The organism is Streptomyces sp. NPDC058239 (genome assembly GCF_042882185.1).
GTDB lineage: Bacteria > Actinomycetota > Actinomycetes > Streptomycetales > Streptomycetaceae > Streptomyces.
In genome coordinates, this window is sequence record NZ_JBHVWS010000053.1 from 1 (window position 1) to 18,118 (window position 18,118).

At 69.8% G+C, this 18,118-nt stretch carries 15 protein-coding genes; 7 read left to right on the plus strand and 8 right to left on the minus strand.

Translation table 11 applies throughout. The features are described from left to right. Nucleotides 1–21 precede the first annotated feature (21 nt). Entirely contained in the window at nt 22–1,521 is a 1,500-nt protein-coding gene (locus ACFVYE_RS37485; RefSeq protein WP_383967179.1) for a PLP-dependent aminotransferase family protein, read from the minus strand. 102 nt (nt 1,522–1,623) lie between these two features. Here ACFVYE_RS37485 and ACFVYE_RS37490 point away from each other — a divergent pair, with 102 nt between their 5' ends. The 4 genes from ACFVYE_RS37490 (at nt 1,624) to ACFVYE_RS37505 (ending at nt 5,158) form a co-directional block, all read left to right on the plus strand. Continuing rightward, on the plus strand, nt 1,624–2,346 hold the full coding sequence (locus ACFVYE_RS37490) for a YitT family protein (RefSeq protein WP_389608431.1): 723 nt from the start codon (nt 1,624–1,626) through the stop codon (nt 2,344–2,346). After that, nucleotides 2,343–3,107 (plus strand): glycerophosphodiester phosphodiesterase, encoded by a 765-nt coding sequence (locus ACFVYE_RS37495; protein ID WP_389608432.1) that lies wholly within the window; start codon nt 2,343–2,345, stop codon nt 3,105–3,107. The genes ACFVYE_RS37490 and ACFVYE_RS37495 overlap by 4 nt, the downstream gene beginning before the upstream one ends. A gap of 46 nt (nt 3,108–3,153) precedes the next feature. Further along, nucleotides 3,154–4,518, plus strand: a complete 1,365-nt coding sequence (locus ACFVYE_RS37500) for an MFS transporter (RefSeq protein ID WP_389608433.1) — start codon at nt 3,154–3,156, stop codon at nt 4,516–4,518. Between the two features lie 265 nt (nt 4,519–4,783). Further along, nucleotides 4,784–5,158 (plus strand): RNA polymerase-binding protein RbpA, encoded by a 375-nt coding sequence (locus ACFVYE_RS37505; RefSeq protein ID WP_007262928.1) that lies wholly within the window; start codon nt 4,784–4,786, stop codon nt 5,156–5,158. A 90-nt stretch (nt 5,159–5,248) separates the two neighbouring features. Here ACFVYE_RS37505 and fxsA read toward each other — a convergent pair whose 3' ends face one another. The 4 genes from fxsA to ACFVYE_RS37525 form a co-directional block, all read right to left on the minus strand. Beyond that, entirely contained in the window at nt 5,249–5,836 is a 588-nt protein-coding gene (gene fxsA / locus ACFVYE_RS37510; protein ID WP_389608434.1) for an FxsA family membrane protein, read from the minus strand. 86 nt (nt 5,837–5,922) lie between these two features. Beyond that, nucleotides 5,923–6,690: a polyprenol monophosphomannose synthase gene (locus tag ACFVYE_RS37515; RefSeq protein WP_383971283.1), complete on the minus strand. Its 768-nt coding sequence runs from the start codon at nt 6,688–6,690 to the stop codon at nt 5,923–5,925. Nucleotides 6,691–7,239: 549 nt separating this feature from the next. After that, complete coding sequence (locus ACFVYE_RS37520; protein WP_389608435.1) at nt 7,240–8,886, minus strand: amidohydrolase; 1,647 nt, start codon at nt 8,884–8,886, stop codon at nt 7,240–7,242. A 46-nt stretch (nt 8,887–8,932) separates the two neighbouring features. Then, nucleotides 8,933–9,373 (minus strand): Lrp/AsnC family transcriptional regulator, encoded by a 441-nt coding sequence (locus ACFVYE_RS37525; RefSeq protein WP_124718962.1) that lies wholly within the window; start codon nt 9,371–9,373, stop codon nt 8,933–8,935. A 203-nt stretch (nt 9,374–9,576) separates the two neighbouring features. Between ACFVYE_RS37525 and ACFVYE_RS37530 the strand changes: the two genes are divergently transcribed. After that, entirely contained in the window at nt 9,577–9,975 is a 399-nt protein-coding gene (locus ACFVYE_RS37530) for a hypothetical protein (protein ID WP_383971289.1), read from the plus strand. 462 nt (nt 9,976–10,437) lie between these two features. Here ACFVYE_RS37530 and ACFVYE_RS37535 read toward each other — a convergent pair whose 3' ends face one another. Further along, nucleotides 10,438–11,610, minus strand: a complete 1,173-nt coding sequence (locus tag ACFVYE_RS37535; RefSeq protein WP_383971292.1) for an acyl-CoA dehydrogenase family protein — start codon at nt 11,608–11,610, stop codon at nt 10,438–10,440. A 373-nt stretch (nt 11,611–11,983) separates the two neighbouring features. On the opposite strand from ACFVYE_RS37535, the gene ACFVYE_RS37540 reads away from it, so the two are divergent. Together ACFVYE_RS37540 and ACFVYE_RS37545 are read left to right on the plus strand one after the other, a co-directional pair. Continuing rightward, nucleotides 11,984–13,258, plus strand: a complete 1,275-nt coding sequence (locus tag ACFVYE_RS37540; RefSeq protein WP_389608436.1) for a glycoside hydrolase family 18 protein — start codon at nt 11,984–11,986, stop codon at nt 13,256–13,258. Nucleotides 13,259–14,197: 939 nt separating this feature from the next. Next, a complete protein-coding gene (locus ACFVYE_RS37545) occupies nt 14,198–15,037 on the plus strand; it encodes an SDR family oxidoreductase (protein ID WP_383971298.1) in 840 nt (279 codons plus the stop codon). Nucleotides 15,038–15,401: 364 nt separating this feature from the next. On the opposite strand, the gene ACFVYE_RS37550 is transcribed toward ACFVYE_RS37545, so the two are convergent. Both ACFVYE_RS37550 and ACFVYE_RS37555 read right to left on the minus strand, forming a co-directional pair. After that, the gene (locus ACFVYE_RS37550; protein WP_383971300.1) at nt 15,402–17,222 is read right to left on the minus strand and encodes a glycoside hydrolase family 15 protein; all 1,821 of its coding nucleotides are present in this window, start codon (nt 17,220–17,222) and stop codon (nt 15,402–15,404) included. A 311-nt stretch (nt 17,223–17,533) separates the two neighbouring features. Further along, entirely contained in the window at nt 17,534–18,055 is a 522-nt protein-coding gene (locus ACFVYE_RS37555; protein ID WP_383971302.1) for a hypothetical protein, read from the minus strand. Nucleotides 18,056–18,118: the final 63 nt, after the last annotated feature.

An 18,118-nucleotide genomic window follows, 5' to 3' on the forward strand; every position in this document is an offset into this window, starting at 1 on the left:
CCCCCTGAGCAGCCCTGTCGATCAGGCGACGAACGTCCGCGGCGCCTCCACCCCCGCGCCCGCCCCCGAAACCACCAGCTGCGCCGCTGCCGCGAGCCGTACCGCCGCCTCGTCCGCGACCGGCCCGGCGACCGTGAACGGCAGCCGTACGTACCCCTCGAAGGCGCCGTCGACACCGAACCGGGGGCCGGAGGGAACGCGTATGCCGACCCGCTCCCCGGCCACAGCAAGCCGGGAGCCGGAGAGGCCGCCGGTTCGCACCCAGAGGGTCAGACCACCGCGCGGAACCGAGAACTCCCAGTCCGGCAGCTCCCGGCGCACCGCGGCGACGAGCGAGTCCCGGTTCTCCCGCGCCTGTTCGCGCCGGACCTGCACGGCCTGCTCCCAGCCGCCGGTACGCATCAGCCAGTTGACGGCGAGCTGCTCAAGGACGGGTGTCCCCATGTCGGCGTAGGCGCGGGCGGCCACCAGGCTGCGGATCACATCCGGGGCGGCGCGCACCCAGCCGATCCGCATGCCGGCCCAGAAGGCCTTGCTCGCCGATCCGACGGTGAGCACGGTGGAGCCCGCCGGATCGAAGGCGCAGACCCGGCGCGGCATCTGCACATCGGCGTCGAGATGCAGCTCGTTCATGGTCTCGTCGACGACCAGGACCGTACCGGCGGAGCGGGCGGCTTCCACCAGGGCACGTCGCCGGTCCTCGTCGGCCAGCGCACCGGTGGGGTTGTGGAAGTCGGCGACGACGTAGGCGAGCCGCGGCGCCGCGTCCCGCAGCACCTGCCGCCACCGGTTCATGTCCCAGCCGCCGAGCCCCTCCTCCATCGCCACCGGCACCAGCCGGGCGCCCGCCTCCCGCATGAGCTGCAGGATGTTGGCGTAGCTCGGGGACTCCACCGCGATCCTTTCGCCGCGTCCTGCGAAGAGGTGACAGATCGCATCGATCGCGCCCATCGCCCCGGTGGTGACCATGATCTGTTCGGGCATGGTCGGGATGCCGCGCTCGGTGTAGCGGTCGGCGATCATCTGCCGCAGCGCGGGCAGACCTGCCGGGTAGTCGCCGTGGGTGTGTGCGTACGGTGCCAGCTCCTCCAGGGCGCCCTGGACCGCCCGGGTCAGCCACGGTTCGGGGGCGGGCAGCGAGGCGCAGCCCAGGTCGATCATCGAACCGAGCGACTCCGGGGGAAGCGGTTCCAGACCGCGTGCGGGCAGCGGATTGCCCGCGGGCACGGCGGTCCAGCTGCCGGCACCCCGGCGGGACTCCAGGAACCCCTCGGTCCGCAGGGCCTCGTACGCGGCGGCGACGGTGGTGCGGCTGACGGACAGGGCGAGCGCCAGTTCACGCTCGGCGGGGAGCCGGGCGGCCACCGGCACCCGGCCTTCCAGGACGAGCAGACGGACTCCGTCGGCCAGCGCGCGATAGGCGGGCGGCCTGCGGGCACCCGGTCCGGCGGGCCGGGGCTGTTGTGCCTGGAGCTGCCGGGCGAGCTGTGCCGCACCGACTGCCGAAGTCCACTGCGCCATGAAAATCAGTCCACCTTCCTCGGATTGGCCATAGTTGGCGGCCAATCCCCTGCCACAGAGTGACATGCGGCAGTCCACTACCACCACTCCAGGGGGCACTTCTTGTCCATCACACCTGTCCCTCGCGGGGCACACCTCACTCGAAGGCTGATTCAGCTGTACGTCGGCCTTGCGCTGTACGGGGCGAGCTCGGCGCTCCTGGTCCGCGCCGGTCTCGGCCTCGAACCCTGGGGAGTGCTGCACCAGGGACTCGCCGAGCGCACCGGCCTGTCCATCGGGGTCGTCTCGATCATCGTCGGCGCCGCCGTTCTGCTGCTGTGGATACCGATCAGGCAGCGTCCCGGCCTCGGCACCGTCTCCAATGTCTTCGCCATCGGCATCGCCATGGACGGCACGCTGGCCCTCGTGCCCGATGTGCACGGCCTCGCCGCGCAGATCGCCGTGATGGTCGCCGGTGTCGTGGTCAACGGTGTCGCGACGGGTCTGTACATCGCGGCGCAGTTCGGCCCGGGACCGCGAGACGGGCTCATGACCGGTCTGCATCTGCGTACCGGCCGCTCCATCCGGCTCGTCCGCACGCTGATCGAGGTGGCGGTCGTGGTGACCGGCTTCGTGCTCGGCGGCTCGCTCGGCGCGGGCACGGTGCTCTACGCACTGGGAATCGGCCCGCTCGCCCAGTTCTTCCTGCGCTTCTTCGCAATCGACGGGAAGCCGGCGGCGGCCGCCGCCGGGTCCGGTGACGAGGCGGCCGTCGCATCCGAGTCGGACGGCGTCGACACCACCGTCACCGCCCGGACAACGGAGCAGGCCATACTGCCGCAGTGACTTCCGTACGCCACCCCTATCTGGACCATCCCGCGACAATCCCCTTCGCCCATCGAGGCGGTGCCGCGGACGGGATCGAGAACACCACGGCCGCGTTCCGCCGGGCCGCCGATGCCGGGTACCGCTACTTCGAGACCGATGTGCACACCACGGCGGACGGCCGTCTGGTGGCCTTCCACGACGCCACTCTGGACCGGGTGACGGACGCCCGGGGCCGGATAGCCGAACTGGCATGGAGCGAGGTGCGGCAGGCCAGAGTGGCGGGCCGGGAGCCGCTGCCGCTGTTCGAGGAACTGCTGGAGACGTTTCCCGGAGCCCGCTGGAACGTCGACCTCAAGGCCGAGTCCGCCCTGGTCCCGCTGGTCGATCTGATCCGCCGGGCGGATGCCTGGGACCGGGTGTGCGTCGGCTCGTTCTCGGAGACCCGGGTCGCCAGGGCCCACCGTCTTGCCGGGCCCCGGCTCGCCACCTCCTACGGCGTCCGCGGCGTGCTGGGCCTGCGGCTGCGCTCGTACGGAATTCCGGCGGCGCTGCGGGCCGGCGCGGTGTGCGCGCAGGTACCGGAGAGCCAGAACGGCGTCCGGGTGGTCGACCGGCGCTTCGTACGCGAGGCACACGCACGCGGACTCCAGGTGCACGTCTGGACGGTGAACGAACCCGAGCGGATGGCAGCGCTCCTCGATCTCGGTGTGGATGGCATCATGACCGATCACATCGAGACGCTGCGTACGGTGCTGAGCGAGCGGGGGGCCTGGGCCTGACGCCTGCCGTGCGAGGTCTCCACGGGGAGAGACGAGGGGGTGCGGTTTGAGCGCCGAGACCGCTGAGCCGACTGGACTCACGACGGGTTCCGCCGACGCCGCGAGCCGCAGACGTGAACAACGCGGCTGGTATTTCTACGACTTCGCCTGCTCCGTCTACTCGACGAGCGTCCTGACGGTATTCCTCGGCCCCTATCTGACGTCGGTCGCCAAGGCGGCCGCCGACGCCGACGGTTTCGTGCACCCGCTCGGCATACCGGTGCGTGCAGGATCGCTGTTCGCCTACGCGGTTTCCGTGTCCGTCGTGGTCGCGGTGATCGTCATGCCGGTCGTGGGCGCCGCCGCGGACCGTACGGGGCGGAAGAAGCCGCTGCTGGCGGCCGCCGCCTACGTGGGGGCCGCCGCGACCACCGGCATGTTCTTCCTGGACGGCCACCGCTATCTGCTGGGCGCGTTCCTGCTGATCGTGGCGAACGCCTCGATCTCGGTGTCGATGGTGCTCTACAACGCCTATCTGCCCCAGATCGCCGGACCGGACGAGCGGGACGCGGTCTCCTCGCGCGGCTGGGCGTTCGGATACACCTCGGGTGCGCTCGTCCTCATCCTGAATCTGGTCCTGTACACGGGCCACGACTCCTTCGGCCTCTCCGAGTCCGACGCGGTGAGAATCTGTCTCGCATCGGCCGGTGTCTGGTGGGGCGCCTTCACCGTCATACCACTGCGACGGCTGCGCGACCGGCGCGTGACGCCGGGCGGCGAGGGGGCGGTCGGCTCGGGGTGGCGGCAGCTGACGGCCACCCTGCGCGACATGCGCCGCCATCCACTGACGCTCTCCTTCCTGCTGGCGTACCTCGTCTACAACGACGGCGTGCAGACGGTGATCTCCCAGGCCTCGGTGTACGGCTCCGAGGAGCTGGGCCTCGACCAGACGACGCTGATCACGGCCGTGCTGCTGGTGCAGGTGCTCGCGGTGGCCGGAGCGCTGGGAATGGGCCGGCTGGCGCGGGTGTACGGCGCGAAGCGCACGATCCTGGGCTCACTCGTCGTCTGGACGCTGATTCTCGTCGCCGGCTACTTCCTGCCCGCCGACTCGCCGGTCTTCTTCTACGTGCTGGCCTCGGCGATCGGTCTGGTGCTCGGCGGCAGCCAGGCGCTGTCGCGCTCGCTGTTCTCCCATCTGGTGCCGCACGGCAAGGAGGCCGAGTACTTCTCCGCGTACGAGATGAGCGACCGCGGACTGAGCTGGCTGGGGCCACTGGTGTTCGGTCTCGCGTATCAGCTGACCGGGAGCTATCGGGATGCGATCATCTCGTTGGTGATCTTCTTCGTGGTCGGTTCCGTACTGCTCGCGAGGGTGCCGATCCGACAGGCCGTGGCGGCTGCGGGGAATCCCGTTCCGGAGCGGATTTAGACGTTGAAGTGAAAGGCCGGTAGTGTACGCCTTTGGCCTGCCCGGAGGACCGTTACTGCGAGCGGAAGAAGCCAAACCGTTGGGTGACAACTTCTGCCAGATGTGACAAACCGGGCATTGGCGGGTATCCCAACCCTGATAGAGCAGCGGCACGACGGGCGACGCATGACCGGCAACGGGAATCTTTACCGCCGACCGGACGTTGACCGGATGACGACGACAGCGACACCTGTCCTGTGGGCGACAAGCCCGGGAGGCACGATTCATGAGTGAGCGAGCTCTCCGCGGCACGCGACTCGTGGTTACCAGCTACGAGACGGACCGCGGCATCGATCTGGCCCCGCGCCAGGCGGTGGAGTACGCATGCCAGAACGGACATCGATTTGAGATGCCGTTCTCGGTAGAGGCGGAAATTCCGCCGGAGTGGGAGTGCAAGGCGTGCGGCGCCATGGCACTCCTGGTGGACGGGGATGGCCCCGAGGAGAAGAAGGGCAAGCCTGCGCGTACGCACTGGGACATGCTCATGGAGCGACGCACACGCGAGGAGCTGGAGGAGGTGCTGGCCGAGAGGCTGGCGGTTCTGCGCTCCGGAGCCATGAACATCGCCGTGCATCCGCGGGACAGCAGGAAGTCTGCCTGACCGCGTAACACCGCAATACGACAGAGCCGCGGGCTGTGACACACCGAGCGTGTGCCACAGCCCGCGGCTCTGTCGCGTCACGGTCCGGTATCAGGGGGTCAGCGGCGGCCGGGGGCCCTCGTCGGGGCGGGAGCCCGGCCCTGTGCCGTCCTGGCGGATGACCTCACCCTGCACGATCTTTCCGTCCGGCCGGTGAATGCGGGCCTGCTGGAAGGCGCCGGAGAGGCTGCCGGGGTTCGCGGCGCGCATGCGGCGCTCCAGCGACCGCTCCGCGTACCGGCCCATCATCGAACGGACCGACGGCACGAGCAGCAGAAGCCCCGCCACGTCCGAGATGATCCCCGGGATCATCAGCAGCAGCCCGGCCAGCATCAGGAAGCCGTTGCCCTTGCTGCCCGCGGGTGCGGCCTGCGGAGCGGCGGCACCGGGCTGCCCCGGCATCTGCTGGAGCGTCTCGGTGAGATTGCGGAAGGCCCGGCGGCCGGCCCGCTTCATCACCGCGGCCCCGAGCACGATCCCCGCCACCAGGAGCAGCAGCACGGTGAACCCGCCCGCCGTGTCGGCCACGACGGTGAGCAGCCAGATCTCCAGCACCGCCCAGGCGGCGATGGCGAGGGGGACGAAGGTTCGGGCGCGTGAGCGCCTGGGGGCGGTCGGGGGCGGTGTGCCGGTCGTCATGCTCCCCAGTGTGCCCGTACGAGCGTCCGATCGACGTATGGGGGTGATCACGAGCGGCCGGACCGGCGCCCGCCGCCTTCGGTGACTCAGGTCGCCTTGCGGCCGAGGACCCTGTTCGTACGGGAGGTGACACCCCAGGAGGTGACCCGCCAGAGCGCCTCGACCAGGATGTCGCGGCTCATCTTCGAGTCGCCGATCTCGCGGTCCACGAAGGTGATCGGGACCTCGACGACGTGATACCCGGCGTCGATGGCGCGACGGGCCAGGTCGACCTGGAAGCAGTAGCCCTGCGAGGCGACCCGGTCGAGGCCGATGCCCTCCAGGGTCTCGGCGCGGAAGGCCCGGTAGCCGCCCGTGACGTCCCTGGTCCGCAGGCCGAGGAGGAGCCGGGAGTACGTACTGCCGCCGCGGGAGATCATCTCCCGGGACTTGGGCCAGTTGACCACCCGCCCGCCCGGCACCCAGCGGGAACCGAGCACCAGGTCGGCACCCTTGAGCGCGGTGAGCAGACGGGGCAGTTCCTCGGGCTGGTGGGAGCCGTCGGCATCCATCTCCACGAGCACGCCGTAACCGTGCTCGATGCCCCAGCGGAAGCCCGCGAGGTAGGCCGCGCCCAGCCCTTCCTTGCCCTTGCGGTGCAGCACCTGGACCTGGTCATCGGCCGAGGCGAGCTCGTCGGCGATCTTGCCGGTGCCGTCGGGGCTGTTGTCGTCGGCGACAAGGATGTCGGCTTCCGGCACAGCGGCGCGCACCCGGCTCACGATCGGCTTGATGTTCTCGACCTCGTTGTAGGTCGGAATGATCACCAAGGTTCTGCCGAGCGGGCCGTATCGCCTCTGACCGCCGTCGTTCACTTACTGCCCCTTAAGTCCGTACGCAGGTGCACACCATATCCAGCGGGCGGGGGCCGATACCGACGCGGTCGGGCGGGAGCGGACACCGCCACGGACAGAAGGAGGGAAGTACGGACAGACCCCCTGACGGGAACCGACGGGAACTACGGATGGGGGCCCAGCGCCCTTCGGGCCGACCTGGGACCCGCTGGCTGCGGGTCGACCTAGAGCCGTTGTCTACTGAACGTCCGGGCCCCACCCGGGTCGCACCTACCGTCCGGCTGAAACCTTCCCTCGCCCCCGAGGCGCGGGCGCTGAACCTGGCTGTCAGTGGTGGTGCGCCGGTGCGGCACACCACCCCATGACCCAGCGGCGTTCGACGACTGCGTGGAGGTTTAACCGGTCGGACGTCCTGTGGTGGACTCGGCCGAACCTACCGGCCGGTGGGCGCGTTCTGTCAATAGCTGTCTGACCTGCAATTTTTATAGAACTTGCCTGGTCAGTAGCGAAGATCCGCAGGTCGCGGCGGAGCGGGGACGTCTTCGATCGGCGGTACGAAATGTCCGGACGTCACTCGTTCGGTCGTACGTAGACATTTTGTCCGAAGATCGCGGTGCTCAGGCATACCGGGAGCTCGACGCCCGGGGTGAGGTCCGGCAGGCCAGGCGTTCCCGATCTTGGGTCGGTCGACCAGCGGGCGACCCGGTCGTCCGGTGCCTGGACCACCAGGTCAGCGGTGCGCCAGACCGCATAGTCGGCCGGGGCGCCGGGTACGAGGATCCCCGCGTCGTCGCGGCCGACGGCCCGCCAGCCACCCCTGGTGTGGGCGGTGAAGCCGGCTCGCACAGAGATCCGGTGTTCGGGCGTGCGATGGAAGGCGGCGGCCCGTACGGTCCCCCACGGGTCCAGCGGGGTCACGGGGCTGTCCGAGCCGAAGGCCAGGGGCACACCGGCCCGCAGGAGCGCCGCATACGGGTTGAGGGTCCTGGCCCGCTCGGCGCCGAGCCGCTGCGCGTACATGCCCTCCTTGCCGCCCCAGGCCGCGTCGAAGGCAGGCTGCACGGAAGCGGTCAGACCCAGTTCCGCGAAGGCGGCGACGGTCTCGGGGGTGAGCATCTCGGCATGCTCGATACGGTGCCGGGCGGCCCGGATCCGGGCCAGGCCGAGCGTCTCGGAGGCGGCCCGGACGCCCTCCACCACGGCGGAGACCGCCGCGTCGCCGATGGCGTGGAAGCCGGCCTGCAGCCCGGCTTCGGTGCAGGCGGTCACATGGGCGGCGATCCGCGCCGCGTCCAGGTGGGCGGTGCCCGTGTGTCCGGCCGGACCGTCGGCGTACGGCTCGTGCAGGCAGGCGGTGTGCGAGCCGAGCGAGCCGTCGACGAAGAGGTCGCCGGCGGCGCCGATCGCACCGAGTTCCCGGATGCGGCGGGCGTCCTTCTCGTCGCCGACCTGCTCGGCCCAGTAGCCGAAGACCCGTGGTCCGCTCTCCGTCGCGGCGAGCTTGAGCAGCGCGACGAAGTCCTCCTCGTCGGAGATGTCCGGGCCGCCGCACTCGTGGACGGTGCCGATGCCGAGCGACGCGGCGTGGCGCAGAGCGGCGCGCCGGGCGTCGGCGCGCTGCTGCGGCGAGACGGCGCCGTGGGCCGCGGAGCGTACCGCGTGGTGGGCGGCGCCGGTCAGCGGGGCGTCGGGGTGGTACCCGGTCAGTTCGGTGACGCCCGGGACCAGATCGAGCAGGGCGGTGGTGACGACCGCGGAGTGCACATCGATACGGGGCAGGTACACCGGCCGTCCGCCGGCGGCCGCGTCGAGCTCGCCGCGCGACGGCGGGCGTTGCTCCGGCCAGCGTGTGGTGTCCCAGCCGTGGCCGAGGACGACCCGGTCCGCGGGGTGCGCCGCCACGTACGCGCGCAGGAGACCGAGCGCCTCGTCGAGGGTCCGGGCACCGGAGAGGTCGAGGCCGGTGAGCGCCAGGCCGGTCGATGTGGTGTGGACGTGTGCGTCGGTGAACGCTGGGGTGACCAGCGCACCTTCCAGGTCGACAACTTCATCGACGCCGCTCGCGAAGGCGTCGGCGGCCCCCTCCGAGCCCACCCAGGCAACATGGCCGCGTTCGACCACCATGGCGGTGGCGAAGGGGTCGGCGGGGCTGTGGACGTCTCCACCGCGCAGCAGCACGGTGCGGTGTTCGCTCTGGGGGGCGGTGCTCTCGGTCATGGGACCAGTCTCGCGCCTGCCCGGACCCGCGCGTTCCGCGGCCCCCTCAGATCTGCGGGGGCCGGGCCTCGTACGGCGTGGAGAGTACGACGGTGGTCCGGGTGGAGACACCGGCCAGCGAGCGGATCCGGGTGAGCAGGTGTTCCAGCTCCAGCGGGGTCGCGACACGCACCTTGAGGATGTAGTTCTCGTCACCCGCGACGCTGTGGCACGCCTCCAGCTCCGGGACGTCCGCCAGCCGCTCCGCGATGTCGTCCGGCGCGCTCGGGTCGAAGGGTTTCACCGAGATGAACGCGGTGAGCGGCAGGCCGACGGCCTCGGGGTCGACGACCGCGGCATAGCCCCGGATCACCCCGCGCTGCTCCAGCCTGCGGACACGCTGATGAACCGCCGAGGTGGACAGGCCCGTGGCCTTGCCCAGGTCGGTGTAGCTCATCCGCCCGTCCTTGACGAGCAACTCCACGATCTGTCGGTCCAGCTCCTCCATACGGATCAACCTATTGCCCCAGGTCCCTCCAGGCACAGCGGTGAGGGCTCCGGAAGGGCGCCTGCGGCGGGCATGTGACGAATGCCACAGGTTTACGGATGGGTAGTCGACCCCCTCGTGGTTACGGCCGATGCGCGACGGGAAGTGCTTGCTGTGGTCGAGGCCGTGGCGCCTTGTCGGCCCACCTGAGGGGGGAATTTCCCATGCAGAGCCTGAAGCTCACCGGACGTACCGAACCGGAGCCAGTTGATCCGGTCGAGGACACCGCTCCCGACGCGTACGACATGTTCGAGATGTACCGGGTGATCTGCCCGGACTGCGCGCAGCCGATCGCGCTGCTGGCGGACGAGGACGTACTGCCGGAGCACGCGCTGTGCCCGACTCCGTGGAATCCGTTCGTTCTGACGGTCTGCGCCGGTACCGGCCGCGCGGCGTCCCAGACGCGGCCCGCCGACGAGTCGCTCGACCTCCAGGAGCAGGAGACGGCCCTGCTGTTGACGCTCCCTCAGGGACTCGACTGGCGAATGCAGCCGTTCTCGCATGCCGGTGGCCCCGGCTCGCGCCCGCTGCAGGTGCCGCAGATGCGGCGCGACGCCGCCTGAGGGCCCTTCCCGCACCCGCGCGGGACGCCCGGGCATCCGGGCCCATCCGGCACATCTGCGCTGCACCACGACGGCCCGGCCGACGTGGTGCCCGCTGTCGATGGAACTCCGCCGCCCGGGGACCCGGCGAACGGGCTCTCGAATCGGCCGGGCAGTGACCAGGGCCCGCCCCGCACCGTTGGCCGGGCATGACCCTGCTGCACTCAACGGCCGGCCCCGGTCGCCGCCGCCTCGCCGCTCCGACCGCCGAAGAATCGGTTCCGCAGCCCGGTTCACAGCCGGTGCCGCAGCCCGTGCCTCCCCGGTCCACGCCGCGACCGGCGCCGCACTCCACCGATCCGCCCATCTACCGGTCCCTGTTGCGTCATTGGGAGGGCACGGGACGGACCCTGCCGGGCCGCCACGACCAGGAGTGGAACCGGATCATGACGACGCCCGTGTGGTCGGAGCGACCGCTGCGGATCAGCGCGTCTCAGGACCCGCGAGGTGGCGCGCGATGACCATCCGCTGGATCTGATTGGTGCCTTCGACGATCTGCAGCACCTTGGCCTCGCGCATCAGCCGCTCGACGGGGAAGTCGAGGGTGTAGCCGTATCCGCCGAGCACCTGGACCGCGTCGATGGTCACCCGCATGGCCGCATCCGTGCAGAACAGCTTGGCCATGGCCGCCTGGCGCGAGAAGGGCCTGCCCTCGTCGCGCAGCCGGGCCGCCTCCAGGTAGAGCGCCCGGCCCGCCTCGATCTGGGTGGCCATGTCGGCGAGCATGAAGCGCAGGCCCTGGAAGTCCGCGATGGGCCGGCCGAACTGCTCCCGCCCGGTGGCGTAGGCGACGGCCTCGTTCAGGGCGGCCTGGGCGACGCCGATCGCACAGGCGGCGATGCCCAGGCGTCCGGAGTCGAGTGCGGACAGGGCGATCGCGAAGCCCTGGCCCTCCTCGCCGATCCGGCGGGCGTCGGCGACCCGTACCCCGTCGAAGTTCAGCTGGGCGGTGGGCGAGCCCTTCATGCCCATCTTCTTCTCGGGGGCGGCCGCGTTCAGCCCATCGGCGTCGCCGGGGACCAGGAAGGCCGTGATGCCGCGGGCGCCCTCGGCTCCGGTGCGGGCCAGGACCGTGTAGAAATCGGCGATGCCGCCGTGGGTGATCCATGCCTTGGTGCCGGTGATGACCCAGTCGTCGCCGTCCCGTACGGCCTTCGTACGGAGCGAGGCGGCATCCGAGCCCGAGGCGGGCTCGGAGAGGCAGTAGGCGCCCAGCAGGCCACCTCCCAGCATCGCCGGGAGGTGTTCGGCCTGCTGCTCCTTGGTGCCGTATCCGGCGAGCGCGTGGCAGGCGAGGGAGTGGACGCTGACACCGAGACCGACGGTGAGCCGGGCGGCCGCGAGCTCTTCGAGGACCTGGAGGTAGACCTCGTACGGCTGGTCACCACCGCCGTGGGCGGAGTCGTAGGGCAGTCCCAGCAGTCCGGACTCGGAAAGCAGAGTGAAGACTTCGCGCGGGAACCGGCCGGCGTCCTCCTCCTCGGCCGCCCGCGGCGCGATCTCTCGCTGGGTGATGTCGCGGACGAGCGCGACGAGTTGCCTGGACTCCTCGGTGGGCAGACGGCGTTCCACCAATTGCGGGGCACGGTCGGTCATGACGGCGCTCTCCTCCCTGTCGGGCGTTGCGACGGTCGCGCGCGCGGGGTGTGGGCGGCGCCGCCGGGGGGCTTCCGGGCGCGGCCCGGAGAAGCACTGCTGCCCAACCGATGCCGCTCTCCCGGATTTCGAGAGTCGCTGGCCAGCGGCTGTGGCGGCTTGAGTATGCCCGATCGGACGATATCCGTCACGGGGTGACGGAGCGACTCGGCGGCGAAGCGGGTGGTCACCGGAATTGGTCCGAACCATTGACCCAACTGGTCTAGTCCATCTACGGTTCCACCGAACCGGCCTTTCCGCGTTCATGCCAAGTACACGGGATGGTCGAAAGCACGCCCCCACTACCGAGTTCCCTCCCCCACGAGGAGACAAGATGTTCGGACCGCACAATCCCCGCGCCCGCCTCCGGGCGCTCGCCGCAGCCGCCTGTACCGCCGCCCTCGGCGCCACCCTGCTGGGTGCCGCGGGCACCGCATCGGCCGGCGCGGCCCCCACCGCCACGCAGGCTCCAGCCCCTGCAGCCGTCGACGCCACCCCCACGGCGTCCGGCGACAAGGTGGTCGGATACTTCACCAACTGGGGTGTCTACCAGCGCAATTACCACGTCAAGAACATCGAGACGTCGGGCTCGGCCGACAAACTCACGCACATCAACTACGCCTTCGGCAATGTGACCGGCGGCAAGTGCGCGATCGGCGACTCGTACGCCGACTACGACAAGGCGTACACGGCCGACCAGTCGGTCGACGGCGTGGCGGACACCTGGGACCAGGACCTGCGCGGCAACTTCAACCAGCTGCGCAAGCTGAAGAAGCTGCACCCGAACCTCAAGGTCATCTGGTCGTTCGGCGGCTGGACCTGGTCCGGCGGCTTCGGTGAGGCGGCGAAGAACCCGGCCGCGTTCGCCGAGTCCTGCTACAACCTCGTGGAGGACCCCCGCTGGGCCGATGTCTTCGACGGCATCGACATCGACTGGGAGTACCCCAATGCCTGCGGTCTGACCTGCGACACCAGCGGACGTGACGCCTACGGCAACCTGCTGGCCGCGCTGCGCTCCAAGTTCGGTGCGGACAACCTGGTCACCTCGGCGATCTCCGCCGACGGCTCCGACGGCGGCAAGCTCGACGCCGTCGACTACGGCGGCGCGTCGAAGTACGTCGACTGGTACAACCCCATGACGTACGACTTCTTCGGCGCCTGGGACGCGCAAGGGCCGACCGCCCCGCACTCCCCTCTGACCTCCTACAGCGGCATCCCGAAGGAGGGCTTCACCAGCGAGGCCGCCATCAACAAGCTGAAGGCGCAGGGCGTCCCGGCCTCGAAGCTGCTGCTCGGCATCGGCTTCTACGGCCGCGGCTGGACCGGTGTCACCCAGGACGCGCCCGGCGGCACCGCCACCGGAGCAGCCCCCGGCACGTACGAAGCGGGCATCGAGGACTACAAGGTCCTCAAGACCAGTTGCCCGGCCACCGGCACGATCGCCGGTACGGCGTACGCACACTGCGGCACCAACTGGTGGAGCTACGACACCCCGGCCACCATCGCCACCAAGATGAACTACAAGAACCAGCAGGGGCTGGGGGGCACCTTCTTCTGGGAGCTCAGCGGTGACACCACCAATGGCGAGCTGATCAAGGCGATCAACTAGTCACTGTGCAAGGTCCTGTCAGGCGTCGAGCACAGCTCGGCGACAGGACCGAGGAGCGGGGCGGCGGGCCGATCGGCCTTCCGCCCCGTTTCGTCCGTGATGGCCTGATCCGCCAGAGGTCCGACAGGCCGTGGTTCACGCGGCGTTCCCGCTCCGGCCGAAGCTCAGTTGGTCAGCCTTGTGTTTGTGGGCCCGGACCGACCGGCCACCCCCCCCAACCGCCCTCACCGGCATCCGCCGACCTGTCGATGCTGCCGGCGGCGGCTGTGGCTCATCGACGCGCGGAGGGGGCTCGTACGGTGCCCGCCTCGGGCGACGCTGCACGTGTGACGGGGGCGCTCCCGCTGAGCAGCGTGCGAACCGCCCCGGCTTCCGGGGCGTGCGAGCGCACGAAGATGTCCAGTGCTTCGTTCCACGACGCAACACCACGGCCGGTCTCGGCCCAGTTTCGAGAGCACGGGGCCAAGGACGGTCAGGGCGCTGCCCCGGCGCCACTCCCCGCCGATGCCCCGCAGCGCGGTCGATCGTTCACAGGCCGGAAAGGGGCGGGCATCGCCTGTGAGGGAGGAACGCCGTGAAAGCCATCGTCGCGGCCCTCAGCCGCAGGCTGCCTCTGATACCGGATGGTGGGCTGGGGATCGTCCGATTGCCCTGCGTCAGACATGGCTGACCGGCCTTGACCGCAGGAACAGCCGGTAAGGGCCGAAGCAGCCCGTAACCCGACCGTGTGACGTGCCCGTCCGAAACACGGCTGTATGGCGCGGCGATCCGTCCGCCCGCGGCACAGAGTGCTTTCGTCTGGTGCGCAGGTCTGCGTCAGCTCCTGTGCGCTCGTCCCGGTGGGCAGGCCGAGGCCCCCTTCCTCATGTGCGTCGCCTGTTCCCGTAGGCGTTTGTCGCGTGGGCGGGCGCACCCTTCGAAACCGCCTGAGGAGAGATCGTGGCAGGTAGCGCCGACGAAGACCGCGGGACCGTGTCCGCGCAACTTCTCAGGGGCCAGAAGGCGCTGGTGACCGGTGCCAACTCGGGCATCGGCCTGGCGACTGCCATCGCCCTGGGCCGGGCCGGAGCGGACGTTGTCGTGAACTACGTCGCCGGGGCGGACGAGGCCGAAAGGGTTGTGGCGCAGATCAAAGACTTCGGGGTCCGTGCCTACGCCCACGAGGCCGACGTGTCCGACGAGGCCCAGGTGGTCGCCATGGTCGCCCGGATGGTCGAGGCGTTCGGCACCATCGACATCATGGTCGCCAACGCGGGGCTCCAACGGGACGCGGCCATTACGGAGATGACGCTCGCCCAGTGGCAGAAGGTCATCGACGTCAACCTGACCGGCCAGTTCCTGTGCGCCCGGGAGGCCGCCAAGGAGTTCGTCCGGCGCGGCGTGGTGGAAGAGGTGTCCCGCGCAGCCGGGAAAATCATCTGTATGAGCTCGGTCCACCAGATCATCCCGTGGTCGGGACATGCGAACTACGCCTCTTCCAAAGGCGGTGTGGCCATGTTGATGCAGACCCTCGCCCAGGAGCTCGCCCCCCAGCGGATCAGAGTCAACGCGGTTGCACCCGGCGCGATCCGCACGCCGATCAACCGCGACGCCTGGTCAAGCCCCGAGGCCGAGGCCGATCTCCTGCGGCTGATCCCGTACCGCCGCGTGGGCGACCCGGGGGACATCGCCAACGCCGTCGTCGCCCTCGCCTCCGACCTGTTCGACTACGTCGTCGGCACCACGCTCTACGTCGACGGGGGAATGACGCTCTTCCCCGGCTTCGCCACCGGCGGCTGACTGCCGATGCAAGACCGCGCCACGGCCCGCCGGGTGCTGACCCTCGGCGAGGGCACCGGGCTGATCGCCGTCGCTCCCCCCGGCAGTCACCAGTCGCGGCGCCCCCGTTCGGCCGCCGCACCCACAGCCCTTCTGCCCTGATCCACCGGTGCGCCGGGCTCTTTGCCGAGCACTCCCAGGTGGGAGGGCCCCGGACGACACACAGAACACAGACCCCGGTGGCTCTACCGGGCATTTGGGGCGATCAAAAAGGACTGCAGACCCCCTTCGTGGGCTGCGGCAGGCAGCGCGGGGACGGCACCGACCATGCGGGACGCGTTCGCAGAGCTCGGCGAACGCGTCGACGCTCAGCCGCGGCATGCGCTCAGCGCCCCTGCTCATGGTCGAGCGCCTCATCGAGGGTGACGGCGGCCATGATCAGCGACAGATGGGTGAACGCCTGTGGGAAGTTTCCCAGTTGCTCCCCACTCGGACCGACTTCCTCGGAGAAGAGTCCGACGTGGTTGGCGTAGGTCTGCATCTTCTCGAAGGTGTAACGGGCCTGGGGCAGCCGGCCTGCCCGGGCGAGCGCGTCCACGTAGAGGAAAGTGCACAGGCTGAAGGTGCCTTCCGAGCCGCGTAGCCCGTCCGGCGATGCCGCCGGGTCGTAGCGGTAGACAAGGCTGTCGAAAACGAGCCTGCGGTCCATCGCGTCGAGTGTGGACAGCCAGGAGGGGTCCCTGGGGGCGATGAACCCGACCCTCGGCATGAGCAGCAGCGAGGAGTCCAGGACGTCGCCGTCGTAGTGCTGGATGAATGCGCGCTCCGTCTCGCTCCAGCCGCGTTGCATGACCTGCTCGAAGACGGCGTCTCTCGCCCTGCGCCATCCCTCCAGATCAGCGGGCCTGCGGAAGGCCTCGGCCAGGCGAAGCCCGTGGTCGAAGGCGACCCAGGACATCACCCGGCTGTGGGTGAAGTCCTTCCGGCCGCCGCGGGTCTCCCAGATACCCTCGTCCGATCTGTTCCAGTTCTCGGCGAACCAGTCCAATGTTCGGGCCAGTGCCCTCCAGCCCTGGTAGGTGGCCTGCTGCGCGATCTCGCCCCCTTGCGCCAGCGCGTATACCGCCTCGCCGTAGATATCGAGCTGAAGCTGGTCGGCAGCGCCGTTTCCGATGCGGACGGGGAAGGAACCGCGGTAGCCCTCGAATTGATCGAGGGTCTCTTCCGGAAGATCGGGGTTGCCGTCGATCCGGTACACGGTCTGCAACGGCTCTCCGTCCGCACCCTCGCGCTCGCGCAATCTGTCCACCAGCCAGTGCACAAAGGCTGCGGCTTCCTCGACGAAGCCGAGGTCCAGCATGGCCCGCACGGACAGCGCCCCGTCACGCACCCAGGTGAACCGATAGTCCCAATTGCGCTCTCCGCCGACTTGCTCGGGCAGCCCTGTCGTGGCCGCCGCGATCAAGGCGCCGGTGGGGGCGTAGGTAAGGAGCTTGAGGGTGATGACCGAGCGGTGCACAAGCTCGGGCCAACGACCCCGGTAGCGGGACTGAGAGAGCCACTGCTGCCAGAAGCGGACGACCTCCTGGAACTGTTCTGTCAGACCGTCCACGGTGGGGAAGGCAGGCACCTCGGCGCCGGACGCGCAGACGGTGAAGACCGCACCGTGGGACTCACCGGCCCTCAGCGTCACCTTGCCGCGCACGTCCTGGCCGTCCCGCTCCAGCGGGAAGGTGGTCTGCAGGTGCCCATCGATCCCCGGAGCCCTGAACAGGGCGCCTTCGCCGTCGAGTTCGAGCTGATGCTCGGCCCGGCCGTAGTCGAAGCGCGGCCGGCACTCGAGCGTGAAGTCGACGGTGCCCCGCACGGCGCGTACACCGCGGATCAGGGTGTGGCGGTCCGTGGGGGTGCGGGTCTGGTCCGGAGGCATGAAGTCGACCACTTCGCCCACGCCGTCCGGCGACATGAACCGCGTCACCAGGACGGCCGTGTCGGGGTAGTAGAGCTGTTTACAAGCAGCGTCGGGGTCCTCGGGCGCCAGACGAAAGTACCCGCCGCGATCGTGGTCGAGCAGGGCGGCGAAGATGCTGGGAGAATCGAACCTTGGAGCGGCGAACCAGTCGACGACGCCCTGTGACGAGACGAGCGCCGCGGTCTGCAGGTCACCCACCAGACCGTGCTCGGCGATGGGGGGATAGCGGTCCATGGCTGCTCCGGAGTCTCGGAGAACACCCCGTCATCCACCATCCCTCACCCCAGCCGTCCGCACCAATTGCGGTCTCACGCCATCGGCCCGGCCGGGCTCGGCAAAGGGGTCGCGTCCGTCGATCAGGATCGTCGGCGAGCCGGCGAAATACGCTGCTTCGGCCCTGATCGGCGACGGTGTGTGTCTGGAACATCACGGTCGTGCAGCCCGTCGCTGGTGCGGCCGGCCGGCTTGAAGGTCCTGCCGCGGCCGGCGCGGGCTTCGGGCTTCACGCCGCGGCCGCGGCGCCGGTGGCGCTGATCGCGGGAGCGTCAGTCGTCGGCGGCGACGAGGAGTGTGAGCATCGCTGCAGGGCGGTCGATGAGGACGAGCTCGTGGTAGTCGATGTGGATGGGGCCGTAGTCGTGGAGCGCGTCCTCGGGAAGCTGCCCCAGCAGGTATCTGCTGGTCGCTTTGCGGATCGGGGTGTGGATCTCCTGCCGCAGGCGTGATGCGAGCGACTCCGGCACGTGTCCATGCTGATCGGCCCAGGACTGGATGACGTCGGCTGCCGTTGCGGCATCGACGGCCTCGTAGGCGTCAGGGGTGATGCGGTCGAGCCACCACTGGCCATGCCGAGGCCAGTCCTGGACGCCGGCTCCGTCGTACGTGTCCCGAAACTGAGGGTGTGCGATCAAGGCGGCCAACACGTCTCGGTCGTCCGGTGCCTCGGACGACAGCCGGAAACGCTTGGCATCGACCCAGCGGTATCCGTGGGAGCCCTCGCCGAAGTCGAAATCCCGGAAGTTGATGAAGGGGCTGTCCAGGTGGACGAGGACGGGCACTGGTTCCATGCGGGTCATCGTAGGTCGCGCGGCTGCTCGAACCGGGCGGCGATCTCTGGCCTGACCAGCCAC